Below are 23249 nucleotides of genomic sequence, written 5' to 3' on the forward strand. Positions count from 1 at the left end.
AATCGCCCCCGTAATTGAGCCACCGGACTGTCTGTCCGGCTGGCGCGGGAGTGCTGATGTCGAACCGTTCCAGTCAATATGCCGAGTATCCGCAGCACCGCGCCCATGACCACGGACGACAGCCCGCCCGTCGGCCGGCGCCTGCCAAGGCGGCCACCATGCCGGCTCCGCAGGACGGATATACCATCGCCCATGCGGGCAAGCAGGTCCGGATCGGACCGGTGCTGTTCTGGATTGTCGTCGGCACGGTGATCGTGCTGGGTGCCTGGTCGGCAGCGACGGCGACCTATTTTGCATTTCGCGACGACGTCCTGACCCGGCTGATCGCCCGTCAGGCCGAGATGCAATACGCCTACGAAGACCGCATCGCTGAACTGCGCGCGAAGGTCGATCGCACCACCAGCCGACAGTTGCTGGACCAGGAGCAGTTCGACCAGAAGCTCGATCAGGTGATGAAGCGCCAGACCACGCTGGAATCCCGCGCTACGGCGCTGGGCGCTATTCCCGATGTACTGGTCACCGGCTCGATCAAGCCGCAGGCGCGCGGCATCAGCGAGAGCAGTCCATCCGGCGTGCCAAAACCCTCCCCGATCAGTGACACCGTGACCTTCGTGGCGCCTCCGGATCGCGAGGCCCGGCTGGAATCCCGCACCCCGGCGATCGCCAGCCCGCAGCCCAACAAGTTCGCCAAGATCCAGGGCATCGACAATGTCATCGTACGGATGCAGGCCTCGCTCGATCAGGTGGAGGCGCGTCAGCCTGGCTGCGCTCAGCGCCGTCGAAGAGACCATGGATTCCAAGGTCCGCCGCATGCGCGGCGCCATCTCGGATCTCGGCCTCAACATGGCGCAACTGGAAGCCGCCGTGCCCCGAGTCGCCATGGGCGGCCCGTATGTGCCGGTGAAGCTGGCAGCCGATGCCGGTCCGTTCGAGCGCCAGATCTACCGGGTCGCCACGACCCGCGCCCAGGTCGAGAAGCTGAACCGCACGCTGGCCCTGGTGCCCTATCGCAAGCCGGTGGTCGGCGAAGTCGAATTCACCTCCGGATTCGGCATCCGCAGCGATCCTTTCCTCGGCCGCCCGGCGATGCATACCGGCCTCGATTTTCGCGCCGCCACGGGCGACCCGATCCGGGCTACGGCCAACGGCCGCGTAACCTCCGCCGCCTATGCCGGCGGTTACGGCAAGATGGTCGAGATCGACCACGGCAACGGCCTCGCGACCCGCTACGGCCACATGTCTGAAATCCATGTCAAGGTTGGCGACACCATCAAGATTGGCCAGGTGATAGGCCTCGTCGGATCGACCGGCCGTTCCACCGGCTCGCATCTGCATTACGAGACCCGCATCGACGGCGAGGCAGTCGATCCGCAGAAATTCCTGCGCGCCGGCGTGCGGCTCGGCACCGGCTAGCCGCCGGCGCATGGCCATTGTTGCCCCGCCCCGATTGTGATTGAAGCGGCCCCAGCATTCCGAGAGGCCGCCTTGAAACTTCCACGACGCATCGGTCCCCGTTTTCCCCGCCTCGGTCGGTTTTGCTTCCGCGCGTCCAGGCGCGTGACCACATGGCTGATGACGCTGGCCGGGTTTCACGCCAACGATTCCAGTTTTACCGCGCGCCGCATCTCGGCAATCCGCGCCAAGCTGGCGCGCGGCGAAACGGTCTATCTAGCCGGTCTCGGGCTCCCAGGCACGCATAATTCAGGCGTGGCCCTCGTCGAAGTGACGCAGGCCCACGGCCCGCGTCTAATCGTCAACAACGAGGAAGAGCGGTTCTCCGGCGACAAGCACACGACCCAATATCCGCGCGCCGCACTGGACGCGTTGCGTGGCACCCTGCAGGAGATGGGCCGCGACATCGCGGACATCGATGCGTGGTTGACGAGCTGGGATTATCCCGACCTGCTCGGCACCCTGGTGCGCAGCGTTGTCGAGGAATTTCCGGAAAGCCTCAAACTGCTGCGCACCAGAAATTCCGTCAGCTTCGATGCGCGACGCCTTGAGCAGATGACACGGTCGCCCAAGCTGCTGCGCAAGCAATTCGGCCTCGCATCGCGCGTGCCGCTGCTGATGATGCCCCATCACGACAATCATGCGTGGTTTTCATTTGCGGCATCGCCCTTCCCCGACGACGAGCCGGTGGCGATTGCCGTCCTCGACGGCACCGGAGACCTCGGCTCCGTCTCGACCTACGTCGCGCAGCGCGGCACGATGCAAAAGCTGTTCTGCAATGACAGCGTGTTCGATTCACTCGGCGCCTTCTACAGCGTGATCTCTTCCACCCAGGGCGGCTGGACCTGGCTGTCCAGCGAAGGCCGCTACATGGGCGCCGCCGCCTGGGGCGACATGGATCGCGCGACCAATCCGTACTATGCCCGCCTGAAGGCGGTGCTCGACTTCGGCGCCGACGGCGCGATCCGGCTCAACCGCGCCATGGGCAACTGGTACTGCGACCCGTTCGACCATCCCTACAAGCAGCCGCTGATCGACATCCTCGGCGAGCCGCTGCGACCGGATCAGTTGTGGAATCCCGACGCCGTGCTGCGAGTCGAGGACATCCAGCACCGCCCGGATACCCAGGACCGGCTCGACAAGGCAGCGGCAACGCAACTGGTGTTCGAGGACGCCATGATCCATGTCGTCGATCACCTGCTGCGCGCGACCGGCGCGCGTCGTCTGGTGCTGACCGGCGGCGGCGCCTTGAACGCACTTGGCAACATGCGCCTGCTCGAACATTTCAACGCAGCCTGGTTCGCAAAAGCGCAGAAACGCGACGCCACGTTGCATCTGTGGGTGCCGCCGACACCGGGCGATCCCGGCGTCACGGTCGGCGCGGCCTGGATGTTCGCCCATCTGCTTGGCGCGCCGCGCGGCGCCCCCATGAGCCACGCCTTCTATTGCGGCGCGGCACCGGCACACAACGACGTCACGGCCGCCCTGGAAGCCGACGACATCGCTTCAATGCCGGTGGGCGACATCTCCACGCCGGACGGACTTCGCGATGTCGCCGACCTGATGGCTTTCATGGTGGCGCAGAGCGGCATCATTGCATTGTATCAGGGCGCGGCGGAAACCGGTCCGCGCGCGCTCGGCCATCGCTCGATCCTCGCCAATCCCTGCGATCCGCTGACCCGCGAACGCCTGAACGAACGCGTCAAATACCGCGAGGCGATCCGCCCGCTGGCGCCGATGGCGACGCTGGAAGCAGCGCTGGAATATTTCGAACTGCAGGACGGCGCGTCTGACGCCAACTACAACGCATATAACTACATGGTGCTGACGGCCCATGCGAAGGCCCACGCTCGGAAAACGATCCCCGCAGTAATCCATGCCGACGGAACCGGCCGCATCCAGATCGTTTGCGAAGAAGACGATCCCCTCACCCACGCTTATCTGAAAGCGCTGGGCCGCCACATCGGCGTGGAGCTCTCGGTCAACACCTCGTTCAATGTCGCCGGTCCGATCGCGCAGACGCCGGCACAAGCGGTGGACACATTACGCCGCTCTAAGGGACTGGACGTGGTGATATTAGTCGCCGACGACGGAACGGCGTTCGCCGCCTGGCATGGCGGCGAACGCGACAGTGGACGGTTTACGTCCTGGCTCGAAGAGTGGAAGCGCGCGCGCCCCTAGCGCGCCCTTGGCTCACTTCTTCAGGCAAAGTCCGACGGTGGGCGATGTCGCACACTTCATGCCATCAGGCGCGCCGCCGGCCGGGCAATAGACGGATGCCAGCGTCTCGTTGCTTTCGCATCCGACAGCCCCATCGGCCTGAACGACGCGAAGCGCAGTGTCGCCCTTCTCGCCTTTGTCACCCTTCTCGCCCTTCTCGCCCTTCTCACCGGGAGCGCCGGGCATGCCTTGGGCACCTTGCGGGCCCTGCGCGCCGGCCTGGCCCTGCACGCCCGGAATGCCCTGCAGACCTTGCGCGCCCTGCGGACCGGCTGGGCCCTGCGCACCCGCGTCGCCCTTGGGACCGGCAGGTCCGGGATCGCGCCCGCAGCCAACCAGCAACAGCGAAAGACCGATGGCGAGTATTGGAAAAACTCTCATGACGCCCCCGTGATGATTGAATCTTGTCGTCGCACCATGCGACGCCAGTACAAGCCAGCGGCCCGCTGCGGGTTCCGGCCTGTCCATCATACCGGCGATGAGGTGGAAGAAAAGGCGGCGAAACAAGGTATTGCTGTCGCAACGCCGTCACACTGTCGCTGCGCTATTTCGACGTCTCGCTTTTGCGGCGCGATACGAGCTCAATCATCTTGCCTTCGTCTTCATCCGGCGCAAAAGCCTTGGCCTTGTCATAGGCTTGCACCGCAGCACGCCCCATCGGCGCATCCGGCAGCAGCGCCTCGGCCAGCGCAACCGCGTAGGCCGCATCCTTGTGGCGAAGCGCCGCGGTAAAGGTCGCGTCGGAAAAATTGCGCGCCACCATACGCGGCGCGTGACGCAAGACCTGCGGGCTCGCCGTGACGCCCTGGGCAATGCAGTCCAGCACCAGTGTCATGTCGAGCCCGGCCTGCTCGGCAATGGCGAGGCCTTCGGCCAGGCCAGCGATCTGGATGGCACCCATCAGGTTATTGATCAGCTTGTAGACGGTCCCCGCGCCGACTGGACCGAAATGCCGGATCGTCGAGCCGATCGGCGTCAGATATGGCCGCGCCAATGCCAGATCGGAGAGGTCCGCACCGACCAGCAAGGTCAGCGCTCCGCTGGCGGCGGCATCCGGCAGGCCGGTGACCGGGCTGTCGACGTAGACCAACCCGCGGGTGCGCAAATCGCGGCTGAGATCGAGCGCATGCTGATAGGACACGGTGGAGCACTCGATCGCCAGCGCACCCGGTCTTGCAGTGCGCGCTGCGCCATCGCTGCCGAGCCAAACCGTCTGTGACGCCTGATCGTCGGCCACCATGGTGACGATGGCGTCGGCCCCCTCGGCCGCATCCGCAGGCGAAGAGGCCCAGCGCGCACCGCGGGCAATCAGATCGCCTGCCTTGGCTTCGCTGCGATTCCAGATGGCAACATGGAAGCCGGCGTCGAGATAGCGGCCGGCCATGCCATGGCCCATGCGACCGAGACCAACGAACGCAACGCGCGCCACGACTAGTCCACGTCGTCGATGGCGCCGGCCCCCGGCGACGTGCCGAAGGCGCGCTGGGCCAGTGTCGCGGCCATGAACTCATCGAGATCGCCGTCCAGCACGCCGGACGTGTCCGAAGTCTGCACGCCGGTACGCAGGTCCTTCACCATCTGATAGGGCTGCAGCACGTACGAGCGGATCTGGTGGCCCCAGCCGATCTCGGTCTTGGCGGCCTGATCGGCGGCGGCCTGCGCCTCGCGCTTCTTCAGCTCGATCTCGTAGAGCCGCGCGCGCAGCATGTCCCAGGCCTGAGCCTTGTTCTTGTGCTGGGAGCGGCCGGCCTGACAGACCACGGCAACGCCCGACGGAATATGGGTGAGGCGCACCGCGGATTCGGTCTTGTTGACGTGCTGGCCGCCGGCCCCGCCCGACCGCATCGTATCGACGCGGACATCGGATTCGTTGATGTCGATCTTGATGGTGTTGTCGACCACCGGGAAGATCGCCACCGACGAGAACGAAGTGTGCCGCCGCGCATTGGAATCGAACGGCGAGATGCGCACCAGCCGATGAACGCCGGCCTCGGTCTTCAGCCAGCCATAGGCATTGTGGCCGGAGATCTGGATGGTCGCGGATTTGATACCGGCTTCTTCGCCCGCTGTCTCTTCGAGATATTCGACCTTGAAGCCGTGCTTCTCGGCCCAGCGCGTGTACATGCGCAGCAGGATATTGGCCCAGTCCTGGCTCTCGGTGCCGCCGGCTCCGGCGTGGACTTCGAGATAGGAGTCGAAGCGATCAGCCTCGCCGCCGAGCAGCGCTTCCAGCTCGCGTCGCGCGACTTCCTTCTTCAGGGCCCTCAGCGCGTTCTCGGCCTCGGTCACGACGCCTTCATCGCCCTCGGCCTCGCCGAGTTCGATCATCTCGACGTTGTCATCGAGCTCGCGCATGACGCGGCCGATGCCGGTGAGCGAGATCCTCCAACGAGGTCCGCTCCTGCATCAGCTTCTGGGCTTTCTGGGGATCGTTCCAGAGGTTGGGATCTTCAGCGAGCTTGTTCAGCTCTTCGAGGCGTGCCGTGGATGCATCGACGTCAAAGATGCCTCCTCAGCAGCCCGACTGACTGCTTGATCTCTTCAACGAGGCGTTCGAATTCTGGGCGCATCTTGTCTCACGTCTGCGGCAAACGCCGCGCTTCGTACGATGTCCGGGGGTGTAGCGGCGGGCGCTCGAAAGCGCAATCGCCTTCGGATCAATACAGCCCGCCCGTGCCCGAGCGCAGGATGGTACGGTCGGCATCGGGCGAAACCTGCAACGAGCGGCCGTCGGCATCGGCAACGCCGATCACCGAGTAATTGTCAGGCGGCGCGGTACCCGGCTTGAAGGCCTCGAGGATCGTGCGCCCCGTATCGCCCGGACCGGCGCGCATACCGGTCTTGGCATCGACGCGGATCAGCTTGATTCCGGCCGGCACGCGGAACGGCACCGCCGGCTTGTCGGCCAGCGCCAGCTTCATGAAGTCGCGCGCGATCGGCGCTGCAAGGCCGCCGCCGGTCGCCTTGGCGCCGAGGCTGCGCGGCTTGTCGTAACCGACATAAAGACCGATCACGACATCCGGAGAAAAGCCGATGAACCAAGCATCCTTGGCGTCGTTGGTGGTTCCGGTCTTGCCGGCGATCGGCTTGCCGACATCCCGCATCACAGTCGCGGTTCCGCCCTGCACAACACCTTCCATCATCGACGTGATCTGGTAGGCAGTCATGGCATCCAGCACCTGCTCGCGCCGGTCGACCAGTTGCGGCTCAGGCTGGTTCTTCCAGCCGTCAGGGGCGTCACAGCCGCGGCATTCGCGAGCGTCGTGCTTGAAGATGGTGTGGCCGTAACGATCCTGGATGCGGTCGATCAGCGTCGACTTCACCCGCTTGCCGCCATTGGCGAACATCGAATAGGCCGTCACCATCCGCATCACGGTGGTTTCACCGGCACCCAGCGCATAGGACAGGTAGTTCGGCAATTCGTCATAAACGCCAAACCGCTTGGCGTATTCGCCGATCAGCGGCATGCCGATGTCCTGCGCCAGCCGCACGGTCACCGTGTTGAGCGAGCGCATCAGCGCGTTGCGCAATGTGGTCGGGCCGAGATACTTGCCGCTCGAATAGTTGTCCGGACGCCAGACGCCGGCGCCCTGCCCCTGATCGATCTCGAGCGGCGCATCGACCACCACGGTCGACGGCGTGTAGCCATTATCCATAGCCGCTGAATAGACCAGCGGCTTGAACGAGGAGCCGGGCTGCCGATAGGCCTGCGTGGCACGGTTGAACTGGCTCTGGTCGAACGAGAAGCCGCCGACCATGGCCAGCACGCGACCGGTCCACGGATCCATCGCCACCATGGCGCCGGACACTTCCGGATACTGCCGCAAGCGATACTGGCCTTCTACGGGCGTGCCTTCCTTGGTCAGCAACGGATCGACGTAGATGATGTCGCCGGGGTTCAGCACCTGCGACACCGCGGTGGGCGTCTTGCCCCTCATCGGTCCCGCCGCCGGCCTGGCCCACCGGACACCTTCCAGCGTCAGGTTGCCGGTCTGGCGGTCCTTGAGCACGGCGCCGCCGAGCTCGCGCCCGGGCTGAAACCCGATCCGCGCCGACTGATCGCTGACGTCCAGCACGACCGCCAGCTTCCATGGCGCAATATCGTTCAGCGACTTGACCTCGGCGAGCTTCACGCCCCAGTCGCCGCTGATATCGAGCTTGTTGGAAGCGCCGCGCCAGCCATGGGCCTCGTCGTAAGCGATGAGACCGTTGGTCATGGTCTTGCGCGCCATCACCTGAAGCTTCGGGTCCAGCGTCGTCCGGACCGAGAGGCCACCTTCATAGAGTTTCTTTTCGCCGTAACGCTCGAAGATGTCGCGGCGGACTTCCTCGGCGAAATACTCGCCGGCGAAGATGTGCGCGGCATTGGTGCGGCTGGTGACGGTCAGCACATCCTTGCGCGCCTTCTCGGCATCGGCCTGCTTGATCCAGCCGTTCTCCAGCAGCCGGTCGATCACGTAGTTGCGGCGTTCGATGGCACGGTCGCGGTTCTTGATAGGATGCAGGGACGACGGCGCCTTGGGCAGCGCCGCCAGATAGGCCGCTTCCGAAACCGTCAGCTCGTTGACCGACTTGTCGAAGTAGACCAGCGACGCCGCAGCGATGCCGTAAGCGCCGAGGCCGAGATAGATCTCGTTGAGGTACAGTTCGAGGATCTTGTCCTTGGAATAGGTGCGCTCGATGCGCATCGCCAGCAGGGCTTCCTTGATCTTGCGGGTGAAGGAGACCTCGTTGGTCAGCAGGAAGTTTTTCGCGACCTGCTGGGTGATGGTGGAGGCGCCCTGCGGGCGGCGGTTGGAGCCGAAGTTCTGCGCATACAGCACCGCCGCGCGGGCCATGCCGGTGTAATCGATGCCGCCGTGCTCATAGAAATTCTTGTCCTCGGCGGCAAGGAAGGCGTTGATGACCAGCTTCGGCACCGCCTGGATCGGCAGATAGAGCCGCCGCTCCTTGGAGTACTCGCCCAGCAGCGCGCCGTCGGCGGCGTGCACCCGGGTCATCACCGGTGGCTCGTAATCCTGAAGCTGGGAATAATCCGGCAGGTCCTTCGAGTAATGCCAGATCATGCCGGCGGCGGCGGCCACGCCCACCAGGAACAAGACCGTTCCGGCGGCGAACAAGAAACCCAAAAACCGCACCAGCAGACGCATTATCGAAGATCCGTTTTAATCTCTGGGCCGCATTGTATCATACGGCGACTGTCTTAGGCGTGAGGTCGGCAGCCATATTCCGCCAGACCGCGCAACAGGCACGGCGCCCGCCGCGCTGGACCGATTCTGACGGCCGACATCGTTTTCTATAAAGCTGCCGCTGTGGCCAAACTAGGGCTTTCACCCTTGAAAGGCTTCCCTATTTCAGTTTGCCGGCACGGCCGAGACGACCCGGCGGGCAAAGAAGGCGTCGATCGCCTGCGCTACCGCCCCCACCGTCTTGGAACGCCAGCTTTCCGACACCGGCTGCTGCAGGTCGGCCTTGTTCGAGACATAGCCCAGCTCGATCAGCACCGACGGCACATCGGGCGCCTTGAGGACGCGGAAACCGGCCGACTTCAGCGGGTGCTTGTGCATCCGCGCGGTATTCTTCATCTCGCCAACCAGAAGGCGGGCAAAATGGTTGGAGAAGGTTCGCGTCTCACGCTGGGCCAGATCGATCAGGATGTCAGCGACGTCGGTCGGCTCTTCGGTCAGGTTGACGCCGCCGATGGCGTCGGCCTTGTTCTCGGAGTCCGCGAGCCGTTCAGCCTCGGCGTCGGATGCTCGATCGGACAGGGTATAGATCGTGGCGCCCTGGGCATCGCCCTCCCCGCGCGGCAATGCGTCGGCATGGATCGAGACGAACAGCGCCGCAGACTGGTTGCGTCCGATCTTCACCCGGTCGTTGAGCGGGATGAAGGTGTCGTCGGTGCGGGTCATCACGACCCGATACTTGCCGGCCTTTTCGATGCGATCGCGCAGCGCAAGCCCGAAGCTGAGCACCAGGCTCTTCTCGGTTTCCGTTCCGGCCTGGGTGCCGTTGTCGATGCCGCCATGACCGGGATCGATCACCACCACCGGCCGCGTATCCGGCGCTGAGTTGGGCGCCGCAGCGCGCGTGACTACCGCGGTCGTCTCGATCGCCGGCCGCAATTCCGAGCGGCCGTCTGCCGCCAACGCCTGATCGAATGTCGCGCGGTCCACCGATTCGAGTTCGACCACCAGCCGGGCCGGCTGGCCGTTGGCCGGATCGAGCGCATAGGCGCTCTTGATCTTCGCGGGACCGTTGAGGTCGAACACAATGCGTGATCCGCCAGGCATCACGAGGCCGTAGCGGAACGCCTTGATGAGCCCACGGGCGGCAGTTCCGGCGCCTGAATCGAGGCGGAAGGTCACTTGCGGCAGGTCGACCACCACGCGATAGGGATCGGCCAGCGCAAACGCCCGAATCGGGATTTTCTTGTCGAGATCGAGGATAAAACGGGTCTGCTTGTCGTCGCCGGCAATCCGGACGTCAGAGGCAACCGGAAACACCGGGCCGATGGCGGCCGTGGTTTCCTCCGCTGCGCGGGCGGTATTTGAATACCAACCAAAGAGTACAGCGGCGCTCACCAGCACCGCGCTGAACAATTGGGTGTGGTTTGTTAGGCTCGCCAACGAATCCCTGCCTCCGAGCAGCCCTCCTTACCGCAATAGGACGGCACGGTTAATTGAAGCTTAAGCCCAGCCCGCCGAATAAGCCTGACTGTTGCAGGCTTGTGACGCTTCTCTTGCATGCGGCAGGCGATCCTCGTATGTATGAGTGGCTGACGACTTAGACTCCCGGTTATGTCGCGTCCAGCCTCCCGGTGCAGCGTTTGGTCCTCGATTGAGGTCCATGCGTCCTCCCGATCCGCTCCACGGCCAGCGCAGCGCGCGGCTGATCAGGAGTGGCGGTTCTAGCCCGAGCGGCGTCCGTTCCCAGGTCACTTATTGCTCAGGGGCGGCTTTAGACACTTCATAACCGGTTATTCCGGCCTTTCGGGCGGAATATGCGATAGCCGGCGAGCGCCTTGGCGCCGCGCCGGTACCGTCAGCGCCAAAAGGCGGCGCCTTTGCCGCCCCCCTGTTCAGACGGGCCGACGCTTGATGCGCCAGACTGTGTTGCCGACCGAGACCCAAGTGAGGAATGCGCCGATGCGAGCCAATCGCCTCGCGCGTCGCCCTGCACTGGGTTCGCGTTCGGTACGGCGCCCCGGGTTGCGTTTCGGCCTTCCTTTCACCCCCGAATCAGGTGGACCGTTGCGTCACCCGGCTGCGCGCTCCGCGCTTGCCGCCACGCGCGCCCTCCGCCGTCAAGAGTCCCCAAATGCCAAACAAAATGTTGATCGATGCTACCCACCCGGAAGAGACCCGGGTTGTCGTGGTTCGCGGCAATCGCGTCGAAGAGTTTGATTTCGAAACCGCCCAGCGCAAGCAGCTTCGCGGCAACATCTATCTCGCCAAGGTCACCCGGGTCGAACCGTCCCTGCAGGCCGCCTTCATCGAATACGGCGGCAATCGCCATGGCTTCCTGGCCTTCAGCGAAATCCACCCCGACTATTACCAGATCCCGGTCGCCGACCGTCAGGCGCTGATCGAGGCCGACGAACGCGCCCATCGCGAAGCCGAGGAAGAGACTGAGAACCGCTCCAACCGCAAGCGCCCGCGGCACCGCAATTCGCGCCGTCGCGGCAGCAGCGATCGTGTGCAGAGCGACGTCGTCGCCGGTGCCAGCCTGGATCCGTCGCAGGCCGAACAGCCGCGCGATCCCGCATTCGTGTCGCATGACGGCGAACATGACCATGCCCACGACGCCGGCCATCACGTCGCCGACGGCGAGCATCATGATCATGACGACCATGAGCACAGCCACGCGCACGACCATGTCGAAGGCGAGCAGGCCCCGGGCCACGCCGTTGGCGACCATGACCATGAGGCTCACGCGCAGGTCGCGCCGGAGGCTGCTGTCTCCGAGGCGTCGGCCGTCGAGACGCCCTCCTCCGAGATTCATCCGGACCAGCCGGTATCGGCCGGCATCGCGCCGGACGCCGTTGCCGAACCGCAGCCGGTGGCTGCTGTCGCTCACGACGATCACGCGCACGGCCATGCGCATGACGATCACGGCCATGACGAGCATCACAGCGACGCGCATGCGGCCGAGAACGCTGCTTATGCCGAAGACGTCCCCCATCACGACGATCACGCCGGAGAGCACGCGGCTGCTTCGGAAGCCGACGATCACGATGACGACGAAGAGGACGGCGAGGAAGCCGAAGAGGATATCGTCGAATCCGTCGGCGGCGACGACGTTATGGAAGAAGTGCCGGAACGCGCATTCCGTCCGCGCCGCCAGTACAAGATCCAGGAAGTCATCAAGCGTCGCCAGGTGATGCTGGTCCAGGTTGTCAAGGAAGAACGCGGCAACAAGGGCGCGGCGCTGACCACCTATCTGTCGCTGGCCGGCCGTTACGCCGTGCTGATGCCCAACACCGCACGCGGCGGCGGCATCAGCCGCAAGATCACCTCGGCGCAGGATCGCTCCCGCCTCAAGGAAGTGGTCTCAGATCTCGACGTGCCGGAAGGCATGGGGATCATCCTGCGCACCGCAGGCGCTTCGCGCACCAAGCCGGAAATCAAGCGCGACTTCGAATACCTGATCCGCATGTGGGAAACCGTGCGCGACATGACGCTGAAGTCGCAGGCCCCCACCCTCGTCTACGAGGAAGGCTCGCTGATCAAGCGCTCGCTGCGCGACCTCTACAACAAGGAAATCGACGAGATCCAGGTCGCCGGCGAAGCCGGCTATCAGGAGGCCCGCGACTTCATGCACATGCTGATGCCGAGCAACGTCCGCGCGGTGAAGCAGTATCGCGACGGTCAGCCGCTGTTTTCGCGGATGGGTGTCGAGAGCCAGCTCGACGCGATGTTCTCACCTACCGTGCAGTTGAAGTCCGGCGGCTACATCGTTCTCAACCAGACCGAAGCGCTGGTCTCCATCGACGTCAACTCGGGACGCTCCACCAAGGAGCACCACATCGAGGATACCGCGCTCAAGACCAACCTTGAAGCCGCCGAGGAAGTTGCCCGTCAGCTCCGCCTGCGCGATCTCGCCGGGCTGATCGTCATCGACTTCATCGACATGGACGAGAAGCGCAACAACCGCGCGGTCGAGCGCAAGCTCAGCGACTGCCTGCGGCAGGATCGCGCCCGCATCCAGGTCGGACGCATCTCGCATTTCGGCCTGCTCGAAATGTCGCGCCAGCGCATCCGCGCCAGCGTGCTGGAGAGTTCCACAGAGGTCTGCCCGCATTGCGGCGGCTCCGGCCACGTTCGCTCGGTGTCCTCGGTCGCGCTGCAATTGCTGCGCGGTCTCGAAGAGATCCTGATGAAGGGCGCGACGCATAACCTGATCGTGCGCACCCGCACAGACGTCGCGCTGTATGTGCTCAACCACAAGCGCGCCCATCTGCGGGATCTGGAAAGCAGCTTCAAGGTCACCCTCGCTGTCATCGCCGACCCGACCGTCGCCGGTCAGCAGTCCTTCGTGATCGATCGCGGCGAACAGGTGCACACGCTGGAGGCCGCGAAGGCGGTGCTGGCGGCGCAGGTCGCCGCATTCCCGGTGCAGGTCGAAGAACCCTATGAGGATGATGAATCCTTCGAGACCGAAGCCGAGATCGAGACCGAGGAAACCGAAGGCCTGACGGACGACGAAGGCTCCTCGGAGAGCGTTGCTGGCGAAACCGATGCCGACGGGCGCAAGCGCAAGCGGCGCCGGCGCCGGCGCGGTCGCTCGGGCGAGGCCCGCGAAGGCGGACCGGCACCGCGCGAAGGCGGCGAATTTCCCGCCGCCGCATCAACCAACGCTGACGGCCTCGAAGCCGTGGGCGACGACAGCGAAGGCGACGAAGACGAGTCGGATGATCAGTCCGGCGAAGCCCGTGCCGATGCACCCGTTGACGGCGAACGGCGCCCGCGCCGCCGCGGTCGCCGCGGTGGACGGCGTCGGCGTGGCGGACCGGAAGAGGGTCTGGTCGGCTCGATTTCCGATGAACTCGGCCCGATCCCGGCGTCGGAAGCAATCGAGGCTGTCGCCGATTTCGACGGCGTCACACCGCCCCCGCGGCCATTGGAAGCCCCGGCGGATAGCGTGACGTCACCTGTCGAGCAGCAACAGAGCCGTCACGACGCCGTTCCGATGTTCGCTCCGTCTGCTCCCGAGCCGGCGCCAGTTGCGCCTGTCGCGGAGCCGGCGCCCGCTGCGCCTGTCGTGACTGCGCCGGAACCGGTCTCGCAGGACGATGAGAAGGCCGCCGCACGTCGCCGTTCCACGGTGCGCGAGAAGGTCAGCTTCGCTTCGGCCGAACCGCAGTCTGCCCCGACCCCGGTCGCGGCTGCGCCGCAGTTCGCCCCGGCGCCGGCTGCTGCTTCCGCGCCCGCCGCCCCCGAAGCGGCGCCCAGCCCACAGCCGCGCAAGGCAGGCTGGTGGTCACGCGCCTTCGGCAACGGCGAGTAAGCTCACTCCCTGAACAGTAAAAAGCCGCCCGGCAAACCGGGCGGCTTTTTTGTGGCCCATAGTGTCGTTTCGGGATGCGGCAGACGCGAAGCCGGCTAACGCAGACCCGGAACCTCGGGATTTTCTGAACATCTCCAGATCCCCCGTTACTCCAATTGGAGTGGCTAAGGTTCGCTCGCGGCCAACGCCGCTCACGCCCCGGGATGACGGGTTCCGCACTGCCTGCGACACCGACAGCAAAAAGCCGCCCGGTGATCCGGGCGGCTTTTGTCCGAAGCAATCTGAGATCAGCCGGTGGTGACGGCAACCTCGACATCCGACGGATCGATCGTCTTGTTGAGGTTGGCGTGCATCACCTCGTGGTCGAGCTCGCCTTCCCACCACGATACAAACACCGCGGCGACGCCGTTGCCGGTGATGTTGGTGAGGGCGCGGACCTCGCTCATGAACTTGTCGATCGAGAACACGATCGCCATGCCCGGTACCAGCCGCGGATCCACCACGCTCAGGGTCGCGGCCAGCGTTATGAAACCGGCGCCGGTGACGCCGCTGGCGCCCTTCGAGGTCAGCATCGCCACCAACAAAATAGTGATCTGCTGGCCGAACGTCAGGTCCACGCCCAGAGCCTGGGCGATGAACAATGTCGCCAGCGTCATGTAGATGTTGGTGCCGTCGAGGTTGAACGAATAGCCGGTAGGAACCACAAGGCCGACCACCGACTTCGAACAGCCGAGCCGCTCCAGCTTGGCCATCGGCTGCGGCAAGGCGCTTTCCGACGAGCTGGTCCCGAGCACGATCAGCAGCTCATCCTTGATGTAAGCGATGAACTTGAAGATGCTGAAGCCGACCACCCGCGCGATCAGCCCGAGCACAACGATAACGAACAGCGCCGCGGTGCCGTAGAACAGCGCGATCAGGCTGATCAGATTGGTCAGCGCCGCCGGGCCGAATTTTCCGATCGTGTAGGCCATCGCGCCGAACGCGCCGATCGGTGCCGCTTTCATGACGATGGCGATGACTCCGAAGATCGCATGCGAGACGTCATCGATCGTGTCACGCAGGGTGTGGCCGCGCTCGCCCAGCGCCATTAGCGCGAAGCCGAACAGGATCGCGAACAGCAGCACCTGCAGTATGTCGCCCTTGGCGAAGGCGCCGACCACGCTGTCCGGAATGATGTTGAGCACGAAGTCGACCGACTTCTGCGCTTCCGCCTGCTTGACGTAGCCGGCGACGGCCGCGTTGTTGGCATCGACCTTGGTGACCAGGCCGTGGCCGACCTGGAACACGTTGCCCATGATCATGCCGAGGATCAGCGCAAAGGACGACACGATCTCGAAGTAGACAAGCGCCTTGACGCCGACGCGGCCGACCTTGCGGGCATCCTGGATGTGCGCGATGCCCGACACCACGGTGCAGAAGATGATCGGCGCGATCACCATTTTGATCAGCTTGATGAAGCCGTCGCCGAGTGCCTTGATCCAGTCGTTGGTGGCGAAGGCCGGAAAGAACGAGCCGACGATCACGCCGAGCACGATGGCGATCAGCACCTGGAGATAGAGCACCTTGTACCAAGGTTTGGCCGCGGAGGCTGGGCCCCCCGTCGTCGCGATCGCCGCCATGACATTTACTCCCGTCAATCTTTAGAACTGCGGGTCAATAGCACACAATGCCGCACCTCCGGCAATCCGCCGGAGGTGCATTAGATGGATATCACCGGAAATCCGCGTGTGGTCGGCAGTTACCTACGGCGGTCCACCAGGCGGCGAACCGCGGGCACCAACGCCGCGCCGAGCGCGTTCTTGACCAGCGCCGCCGCCACGAACGGCAGCAGACCGACCAGCCATGCCTTCTCGACGCCGAGATGCATGCCGAACGCCAGCCAGCCGAACCCCATCGCCAGAATCGCGATATGGCCGATCCCCATGGCCACGAACAGCCGCGGCACCGAACGATCCCAGCCGCGCTCGCTGAGCCAGCCAGTCACGAAGGCTGCGACGATGAAGCCGAACAGATAGCCCGCGGTCGGCCCGAGCAGCGGCGCGAGGCCGCCGACCGGCCCCGCGAACACCGGCAGGCCCATGGCTCCCTCGGCGAGATAGGCGATCACGGTGGCCGTGCCGAGCCGCCAGCCATAGGCGGCGCCGATCATCAGCACCACCAGCGTCTGCAGCGTCATCGGCACGAACGGCAGCGGCAGGTTGATCTTTGCCGAAATCGCCAGCAGCGCCGTGCCGAGCGCCGCCAGAACGACGGCGCGAAAAATGCCCGCGGCGCCATCGGCGCGGCTCGGCCACAGCACGGCGGCAATCGGTTGATGCGGTGCGGGACGGGACGGGACGATCGACAAAGGCTTTCCTCCTGCCAGGCGAGCGTGATGGCGCCCGCTATCGTGTCTAACTCGGCCGCGCGGCAACCCGGCCTCGCGCGGGTCAGCCGCGCGGACCGCCCTGCCTGAGCCACTTGCTGATCCGCGCCACCGCCTCGTGCATGTCGTCGCTCGACTGCGCATAGGAGAAGCGCACGTAGGAGCGGCCATGGATCGGATCGAAGTCGCTGCCGGGAGTCGCGGCGACATGGGCCTGCTCCAGCATCTGCCTGGCGAAATCGAAACTGTCGGCCGTGAATTTCGACACATCGGCATAGAGATAAAAGGCGCCGTCGGCGGGCAGGAAATCGTTGAGACCGGCTTGCGGCAAACCTGCGATCAAAATGCGGCGGTTCTCCTGGTAGCCGTGCTTGACCAGTTCCATCTCGGCGCGGCCCTCGAACGCCGCCTCGGCGGCGATCTGCGACAGGGTTGGCACCGAAATCGACAGGTTCTGCTGCAGCCGTTCCATCGGCCGCACCAGCGGCTCGGGCACCACCATCCAGCCGACCCGCCAGCCGGTCATGCAGAAATATTTCGAGAACGAGTTGATCACCAGGGCATCTGGCGACAGTTCGGCGGCCGTCACCGCCGGGAAGGCGTAATCGAGACCGTGATAGATTTCGTCGGAGATGAAGCGGATGCCGGCGCTGTCGGCGGCGGCCATCAGGCCGGTGAGCGCCTCGCGGGACATCATGGTGCCCGTTGGATTGGCCGGACTGGCCACCAGCACGCCCTTGAGCGGCGTCTTGCGGTGCGCCGCGAGCAGTGCCTCCCCGGTCAGCGCGTGGCGGGTGTCGGCATGGGTCTCGATCAGCACCGGCTCGCAGCCCAGCGCCTTCAGGATGTGGCGGTACGGCGGATAGCCGGGCACGGTCACCGCGACGCGGTCGCCGGGCTCGAACATCGCCAGGAAGGCCAGGATGAAGCCGCCTGACGACCCGGTGGTGACCATGATGCGCGCCGGGTCGACATCGCAGCCATAGGCATCGCGGTAATGCCGGGCAATTCGCGCGCGCAGCGAGGGCATGCCGAGCGCCGAGGTGTAATCAATCCGGCCGCCCTGCAGCGCCGCCTGCGCGGCGGCGATCGCCACTTTTGGCGCGGCAGCGGCGGGCTGGCCGACTTCCATGTGAATCACGTGACCGCCGGCAGCCTCGATGCGCGCGGCTGCGGCCATCACGTCCATCACCATGAAGGGGGGAACGTCGCTGCGTGCGGACGGCGTCAGCAGGGCCTGGATTCGCTGGCGGTGAGTGGTTTCAAGCATGGGGCATTCTTTGCGGAATTGGCGGCAGCGGCTTCAGAAGATGTGGCGGATTTCGAAGCCGCGGTCCAGCCCGCGCGCCGCACCGGCATCACGCGTGCCGCGGAGAACTCGAATCCAACTAGGCGATTTCCTGTTCCAGCGCCCGCAGCCTGATCAGGTTGGATGCGGCGTCTGCAATCGTGGTAAGCGCTTCGCGCTCATTCTCGCTTAGCGTCCTGGGCACCACGTCGATGACGCATGTCGAACCCAGAGCAAACCCGAGCGGGTCGCGAACGGGAGCGCCGGCGTAAAAGCGAAAGCCATAAGGCTGAGCTATCGTCGGACTCTGTGAAAAGCTCGCAGACTTCGAAAGATCTTCAATCACAGTAAGCTCATTGGCGATCAGCGTCTCGTTGCAGAATGCCCAATCCCGAGGTGTGGTGGCGCCCTCGAAACCGGTCCGCGACTTGAACCACTGTTCGTCCTCGGTGATGAGCGTAAACATCGCAATAGGCGCCCGAAGGGCGTATGCGGCCAGCCGGACGAGCCTGTCGAAGCCCGGATCGGGAGCCGATCCGACCAGCCCGGATTGCCTCACTGCGGCCAACCGCGCGCGTTCGTTCCAGGGCTTGGGGAATGTGGAGGGCTCAACCTCGTCGCGCCCGGTCTGCATCAGGTGCTCGACGACGGCTGCGCTCGTTGCGGAGACATCGGGCGACATTCCAATCTGGACACGCTGCGGTCCCAGCAGGACAGGTTGATCGGACTGCGTGGCGGTCAGACTGACGATCGTCGTCTGGCTGAGACGAACGTCGTTGTACAGCGCGGCCACAAGCCTTTTACGCTCAGCTACGTCGGCGCCTTCAATCACGATCAGCATCGGCGGGGTCAGCGCCAGCCACTCGCGAACAGTCTGCACGTCTTCCGAGATATGAAGGAGCAGGCCCAATCCGCGAAGCCCGGCATGACGCCACCCGGCCCCGCGCCCTTCCGCCGCAAATATGATCGCGTGGGCGCGTACGCCAAAATGCTGCTGGACCGGACGGTCCTTCACATTGAGCACCGCCTGGCGCGGTATTCGCCTGTGTCCGCCCGGCGTTTTCCAAGACGACAGACTGCCCGGTTTCCACCCATAGCTGAGCCGTACGGGTCGAAATGCCCAGCATCTGGGCGGCCTCGGCGGTCGTCAGGACATCTTTCACGTCATCATCCACTGCTGTGGATCGAACATAGTTAGAAAACGAAAATTCGCAAGAAATGTGAATTCTGCCAACCGCTTCTGACACTCAGTCGCAACCTTCCGTTGAGAGCAAGCCCGCCCGGGCCGGCGTCGAGTGGCAAATCGGACGGGGGCTGGCGATCGACGGAATATCGTGGCCGTCCGCACTCCCTCCCCCGTCCCGTGGACCAATGATCAGATCGGACCCTTCAGGAGACCATATGACCGCTGGTAAAGTTTTGCTCCACCGAAGCGCAAGAGCGCATTCCGTAGTCGACGGGGAAACCGGCGCATCGTGTCACGCGAAGAACATTGACGGTGGACCCAGTCGACACGTCTTTTCCGACGCGCTTCATAGCGCATGAGCGCAGTATCGACGCATAGAGTGTCCGCGAGTTCATTGGCGAGAACGATCGCGTCTTCCACCGCCATGCTGGCACCCTGAGCCATGCTGGGCGGCGATGCATGCGCTGCGTCGCCGACAAGCGCTACGCGATTTCGGCACCAGCTATCCAGCCGCAGGCGAACCAACTCCCCGAAGTGGACCTTCGTTTGCGTTGACAACTCCAGGCTGGAATAGAGCGGACCCGCGATATCCTGGAACAATGGCTTCAGCGGCGTCGATGACGAGTAGACCGTGCGATGCGCGCCGTCGGCAGATAGATCGGCGTAAACGTACAACTCCGAAGATGATACCGGTTTGCCGAGCAGGCTCATCCTGGTCCCCAGCATTACGGTCCAGTCCCTGATCCCGCTGACGTTCGGTACAATGAAGCGCCAACAGACATTTCCTGCATATTCAGGAGACGGCGCCTCGGGGAACACCGACTCTCGCACAGTCGAATTGACCCCGTCAGCGCCGATAATCAAATCGTATTCCTCCATGCCACCATCCTGAAAAGTGACGCGACTGGTGTACTTGTTTTGCGCAATGTCGAGGATGCGGCGATACTGGATGACACCGTCGCCCACTCCCTCGCTCAGCAACTCCCAAAGCGCGGAGCGCTTCATGGTTCGGCATGGTGCGACCTGCGCCCAGAATTCATCCGCGTTGATCTCATTCAAGAGACGGCCGGTCTCGTCGAAGAACCGCTGATACGCGATCGGATGCGAGATCTTCAGGAGCGGCTCAAGCAACCCCAACTCCCCGATTGCTCTCACCCCGTTGCCGGGAAGAAAGAGCGCTGTCCCGCCGACGCCGGCAAAGCTATTCCGCTCGACGATGCTGGATTGGAAGCCACGTTGCGACAAGGCTCGGTGCATCGCCAACCCAGCTATTCCGGCTCCCACAATAAGTATTCGCATTTGATGTGTCCGATTTTCCGATGAATCAAGCCCCGCGCCGCGACGCCTTCGATGGGCTTCGCGCGCGTCGCTTCACTGGCATTTTCTTTGCGTGGATGCTGACCGAGTTAGGTCTTCCGCCTGCCCGTCAGCTCTTTCAGAAAATCCGAAAGCAGAAGATTGACAACATGCGGAACCTCCCAAAAAGCGGAATGTGTCGCTTTCGAAATGCGAAAACACTTCCCTCGCCAAAGGTTCGCGTAAGGAACGCTGTCGACGTAATCGAGGTTGATGATCTGATCATTCTCGCCGTTCACGATCGCCGTCGACGTGTTTGTCAAACTCAGCATTTCGCGTTGATTGACGCCCGCCCCTTGTTTTGCAGCAGCAAAGAGCTTGCTTCTAAACTGCCGGTCGGTTCGTTCGATCGCAATTTGCATGAACGGCTCAAAGTCGTTTCCAAAGACAGCCCTGGCGAATTGCTGCGCCTCCTCCGAAGTGAGCTCGCCTCTCGAAGCCAGGCCGTTCAACGGCTTTCCGCGGAACCCTTCCGCAAAATTTTCTCCTACGGCTGGCGTCCCTATCAGGAACTGTCCTTGAGAAATGCCGGAGCGGGCGAGCATCTCGATCGCTATATGCCCACCCAGCGAAGCGCCGACGATCGCGGCGCGCTTGATGTCCATTTTTCCGAGCAGCTCCACCACCAGATCAGCCAAACCAGGACGAGAGTAAGTCCGATCGCTATCCGGCGCGTCGTCCGATGCGCCATGGCCCGGAAGGTCAAAGCTGATCAAATGGTATCCATCAAGCAGTGGTGACGAGATCTGCTTCCGGAAAACTTCCCGGCACGCCGAATTTCCGTGGATGAACACGACGGGGAAGCCTTCGCCTCTCGTCTCCACCGCAATCCGGCCATGAGACGTCTGAATTTTGTGTTGTGTTGTGACTTGCATATCGATTCCCGATGGCTCCCTGATCCTCACGAGAGGTGGAACGAGAGCTGCGTGTTGATAAGGAAGGTCGTGGCGTATGCGGGATGCGCGCCACGACCCGCGCCGCTTCGAGAGCGGCCTGGTTGAATCAAACTTGCTGAAGGCGGCCGACGCCTTGCGGCTGGGACAGTCCGTGCCGCGCGCCAATCATGTCCGCAGCCCGTTCTCCGATCACCACGCACGGCGCCATCGTGTTTCCGGTGGTGATGCGCGGCATGATCGAGGCGTCAGCGATACGGAGCCCCTCTATGCCGTACACCCTGAGTTGGTGATCAACGACCGACATGCGATCGCGTCCCATCTTCGCCGTGCAGGACTGGTGCCAATAGGTGACTGCGGACCTGCGCAAAAAGTCGACCATTCTCGATCGGTAGCCTTTTCCCGGAGCAGTTTCGCAGCGAACCAGCGGAGTGAACGCCGCGCTGTTTCCGATCTCGCGGCACAATTTCACGGCCGCAAGCCCGGCAGCCATATCCTCGGGCTCGCTCAAGGAGTTTGGCTCGATGAGGACGGGATCGAGAGGATTTGGTCCGGACAGGCGCAGGCGACCGCGGCTTTTTGGTTGCGCAAGCCCGGCGAACATCGTCCAGCCATGTTCGGGCGTCGCGACGCCCGCCTCCGCCGGCGACGGCACCGGGAACTCGAGCTGGCACTGAAGGATATCCGGTTGGCGAAGGCGGGAATCGCTCTTCCAATACAGCTTCGCTTCGCAGCCGCTTCCGCCGACGTCTTCGGGTTTGCGGTAAGCCCAGGTGCAGCCGAACGCGAGGTGATCCTGATGGTTGCGGCCGACACCGGGAAGATCCTGGACGACGGGGATGCCGTGGGCATGCAATTCATCCTGCGGACCGATACCCGACTGCATGAGAACCTTAGGCGTATGGACGGCTCCCAGCGACAGCACCGTTTCGCATCGTGCACGAAACTGACGACGCTCGCCGTGGACCGAGGCTTCGACGCCGACGACCTTCTTGCCCTCGAACAGCAGCCGCGTGACGAGAGCGTCGGTCAAAACGGTGAGGTTCGGTCTCGTCATCATCGGGTAAACATAGGAGCGGAACACCGATTCCCGCTTGCCACCGCGAATCCGCAGTTCCGCAATCGATGCGCCGCCGGCGCTTTCCATCATCTCGCCGTTGGGATTGTCGAAGACCGGAATGCCGATGAGGCCCGCCGCATCGACCAAGGCCTGCGCGATCGGCTGAGGCGCATCTGGCTGAGCCACATAGACCGGGCCGCCGACGCCCCTGCGCAAGCTGTCCGGGGATCCGCGCCAGTCTTCGATGCGCCGGTAGTAACCAAGCACGGAGGCGTAGCCCCACGCGTCATCGCCGGCTTCGGCAGCGAAGTGGTCCCAGTCTTCCTTATGGCCGCGCGCCCACACCATCACGTTGATGCTCGAGCCTCCGCCAAGTCCTTTGCCCATGCTGAGGGGAAGCCGTCGGCCATCGAGCCCGGGTGCAGGCTCACCGACAAAACCCCAATCCCGCTCACTGCCGAGATTGCTAGGCCACTGCGACGGCTCCGAAACCGACTCGGAGTTGTCGTCTCCTCCGGCCTCGAGAAGCAGGACGCGCGCATTGCCGTCCTCGGCAAGTCTCGCCGCCACGACCGAGCCGCTGGAACCTGCCCCGCACACGATGAAGTCGAAGTGGGTGCGGTTATCCTTGGCCGGGATATTCGCATTAGGTTCGTCGGCCTTGCCGTCTGCCAAGGCCTGCATTGTGGAATTCATCAGATTGACCTCCGTCATGAATGCGAATGAAGGAGGCGCTGAATAATCTAAGAATATTTCATATTCAACAGTTTTATCATTTCTATCATTTCTAAAAATTGGGGCGTTTTAAACCCTCGCCTTCCGCAACTGCGATCAAAGCCTTGATCCGAAAAAGCATTTTGTAACCGCGCACGCATCGGTGCGGATGATCGATGGGCAACTCCGATTCCTAACTTTGTCGT

Annotated in this window: 14 protein-coding genes and 2 pseudogenes; 3 read left to right on the forward strand and 13 right to left on the reverse strand. The window is 63.8% G+C overall.

Annotation, left to right across the window (positions count from 1 at the left end):
* Positions 1–445: 445 nt before the first annotated feature.
* Complete coding sequence (locus tag ACUXVA_RS22665; RefSeq protein WP_445488229.1) at positions 446–703, reverse strand: hypothetical protein; 258 nt, start codon at positions 701–703, stop codon at positions 446–448.
* A 335-nt stretch (positions 704–1038) separates the two neighbouring features.
* Here ACUXVA_RS22665 and ACUXVA_RS22670 point away from each other — a divergent pair.
* Together ACUXVA_RS22670 and ACUXVA_RS22675 are read left to right on the forward strand one after the other, a co-directional pair.
* A pseudogene (locus ACUXVA_RS22670) lies at positions 1039–1413 on the forward strand (M23 family metallopeptidase); the annotation flags it as partial.
* Positions 1414–1557: 144 nt separating this feature from the next.
* Positions 1558–3633, forward strand: coding sequence for a carbamoyltransferase C-terminal domain-containing protein (locus tag ACUXVA_RS22675; protein WP_445488231.1), 2076 nt, complete (start codon positions 1558–1560; stop codon positions 3631–3633).
* 12 nt (positions 3634–3645) lie between these two features.
* On the opposite strand, the gene ACUXVA_RS22680 is transcribed toward ACUXVA_RS22675, so the two are convergent.
* The 5 genes and pseudogenes from ACUXVA_RS22680 to ACUXVA_RS22700 form a co-directional block, all read right to left on the reverse strand.
* Entirely contained in the window at positions 3646–4053 is a 408-nt protein-coding gene (locus tag ACUXVA_RS22680) for a hypothetical protein (protein WP_445488233.1), read from the reverse strand.
* 163 nt (positions 4054–4216) lie between these two features.
* Positions 4217–5101: an NAD(P)-dependent oxidoreductase gene (locus ACUXVA_RS22685; RefSeq protein ID WP_265078274.1), complete on the reverse strand. Its 885-nt coding sequence runs from the start codon at positions 5099–5101 to the stop codon at positions 4217–4219.
* A 2-nt stretch (positions 5102–5103) separates the two neighbouring features.
* Positions 5104–6242: pseudogene (prfB, locus tag ACUXVA_RS22690) on the reverse strand (peptide chain release factor 2).
* Positions 6243–6329: 87 nt separating this feature from the next.
* The gene (locus ACUXVA_RS22695; protein ID WP_445488235.1) at positions 6330–8822 is read right to left on the reverse strand and encodes a penicillin-binding protein 1A; all 2493 of its coding nucleotides are present in this window, start codon (positions 8820–8822) and stop codon (positions 6330–6332) included.
* A gap of 204 nt (positions 8823–9026) precedes the next feature.
* Entirely contained in the window at positions 9027–10301 is a 1275-nt protein-coding gene (locus tag ACUXVA_RS22700; protein WP_445488237.1) for an N-acetylmuramoyl-L-alanine amidase, read from the reverse strand.
* A 691-nt stretch (positions 10302–10992) separates the two neighbouring features.
* On the opposite strand from ACUXVA_RS22700, the gene ACUXVA_RS22705 reads away from it, so the two are divergent.
* Positions 10993–14181: an Rne/Rng family ribonuclease gene (locus ACUXVA_RS22705; RefSeq protein WP_445488239.1), complete on the forward strand. Its 3189-nt coding sequence runs from the start codon at positions 10993–10995 to the stop codon at positions 14179–14181.
* 287 nt (positions 14182–14468) lie between these two features.
* Here the strand turns inward: ACUXVA_RS22705 and ACUXVA_RS22710 are convergent, their stop codons facing one another.
* The 7 genes from ACUXVA_RS22710 to ACUXVA_RS22740 form a co-directional block, all read right to left on the reverse strand.
* Positions 14469–15800, reverse strand: a complete 1332-nt coding sequence (locus ACUXVA_RS22710; protein ID WP_445488241.1) for a dicarboxylate/amino acid:cation symporter — start codon at positions 15798–15800, stop codon at positions 14469–14471.
* A 119-nt stretch (positions 15801–15919) separates the two neighbouring features.
* Positions 15920–16480 carry a biotin transporter BioY gene (locus ACUXVA_RS22715; RefSeq protein WP_445493338.1) on the reverse strand — a complete coding sequence of 187 codons (561 nt, stop codon included), beginning with the start codon at positions 16478–16480 and terminating at the stop codon, positions 15920–15922.
* Between the two features lie 130 nt (positions 16481–16610).
* Entirely contained in the window at positions 16611–17816 is a 1206-nt protein-coding gene (locus ACUXVA_RS22720) for a pyridoxal phosphate-dependent aminotransferase (RefSeq protein ID WP_445488243.1), read from the reverse strand.
* 118 nt (positions 17817–17934) lie between these two features.
* The gene (locus ACUXVA_RS22725) at positions 17935–18849 is read right to left on the reverse strand and encodes a GAF domain-containing protein (protein ID WP_445488245.1); all 915 of its coding nucleotides are present in this window, start codon (positions 18847–18849) and stop codon (positions 17935–17937) included.
* 360 nt (positions 18850–19209) lie between these two features.
* Positions 19210–20319 (reverse strand): FAD-dependent monooxygenase, encoded by a 1110-nt coding sequence (locus ACUXVA_RS22730; RefSeq protein WP_265078268.1) that lies wholly within the window; start codon positions 20317–20319, stop codon positions 19210–19212.
* Positions 20320–20426: 107 nt separating this feature from the next.
* Complete coding sequence (locus ACUXVA_RS22735) at positions 20427–21251, reverse strand: alpha/beta fold hydrolase (RefSeq protein ID WP_445488247.1); 825 nt, start codon at positions 21249–21251, stop codon at positions 20427–20429.
* A gap of 127 nt (positions 21252–21378) precedes the next feature.
* Positions 21379–23025 (reverse strand): GMC family oxidoreductase, encoded by a 1647-nt coding sequence (locus tag ACUXVA_RS22740; RefSeq protein ID WP_445488249.1) that lies wholly within the window; start codon positions 23023–23025, stop codon positions 21379–21381.
* Positions 23026–23249 lie beyond the last annotated feature (224 nt).

It is taken from the genome of Rhodopseudomonas sp. RCAM05734 (genome assembly GCF_052658035.1).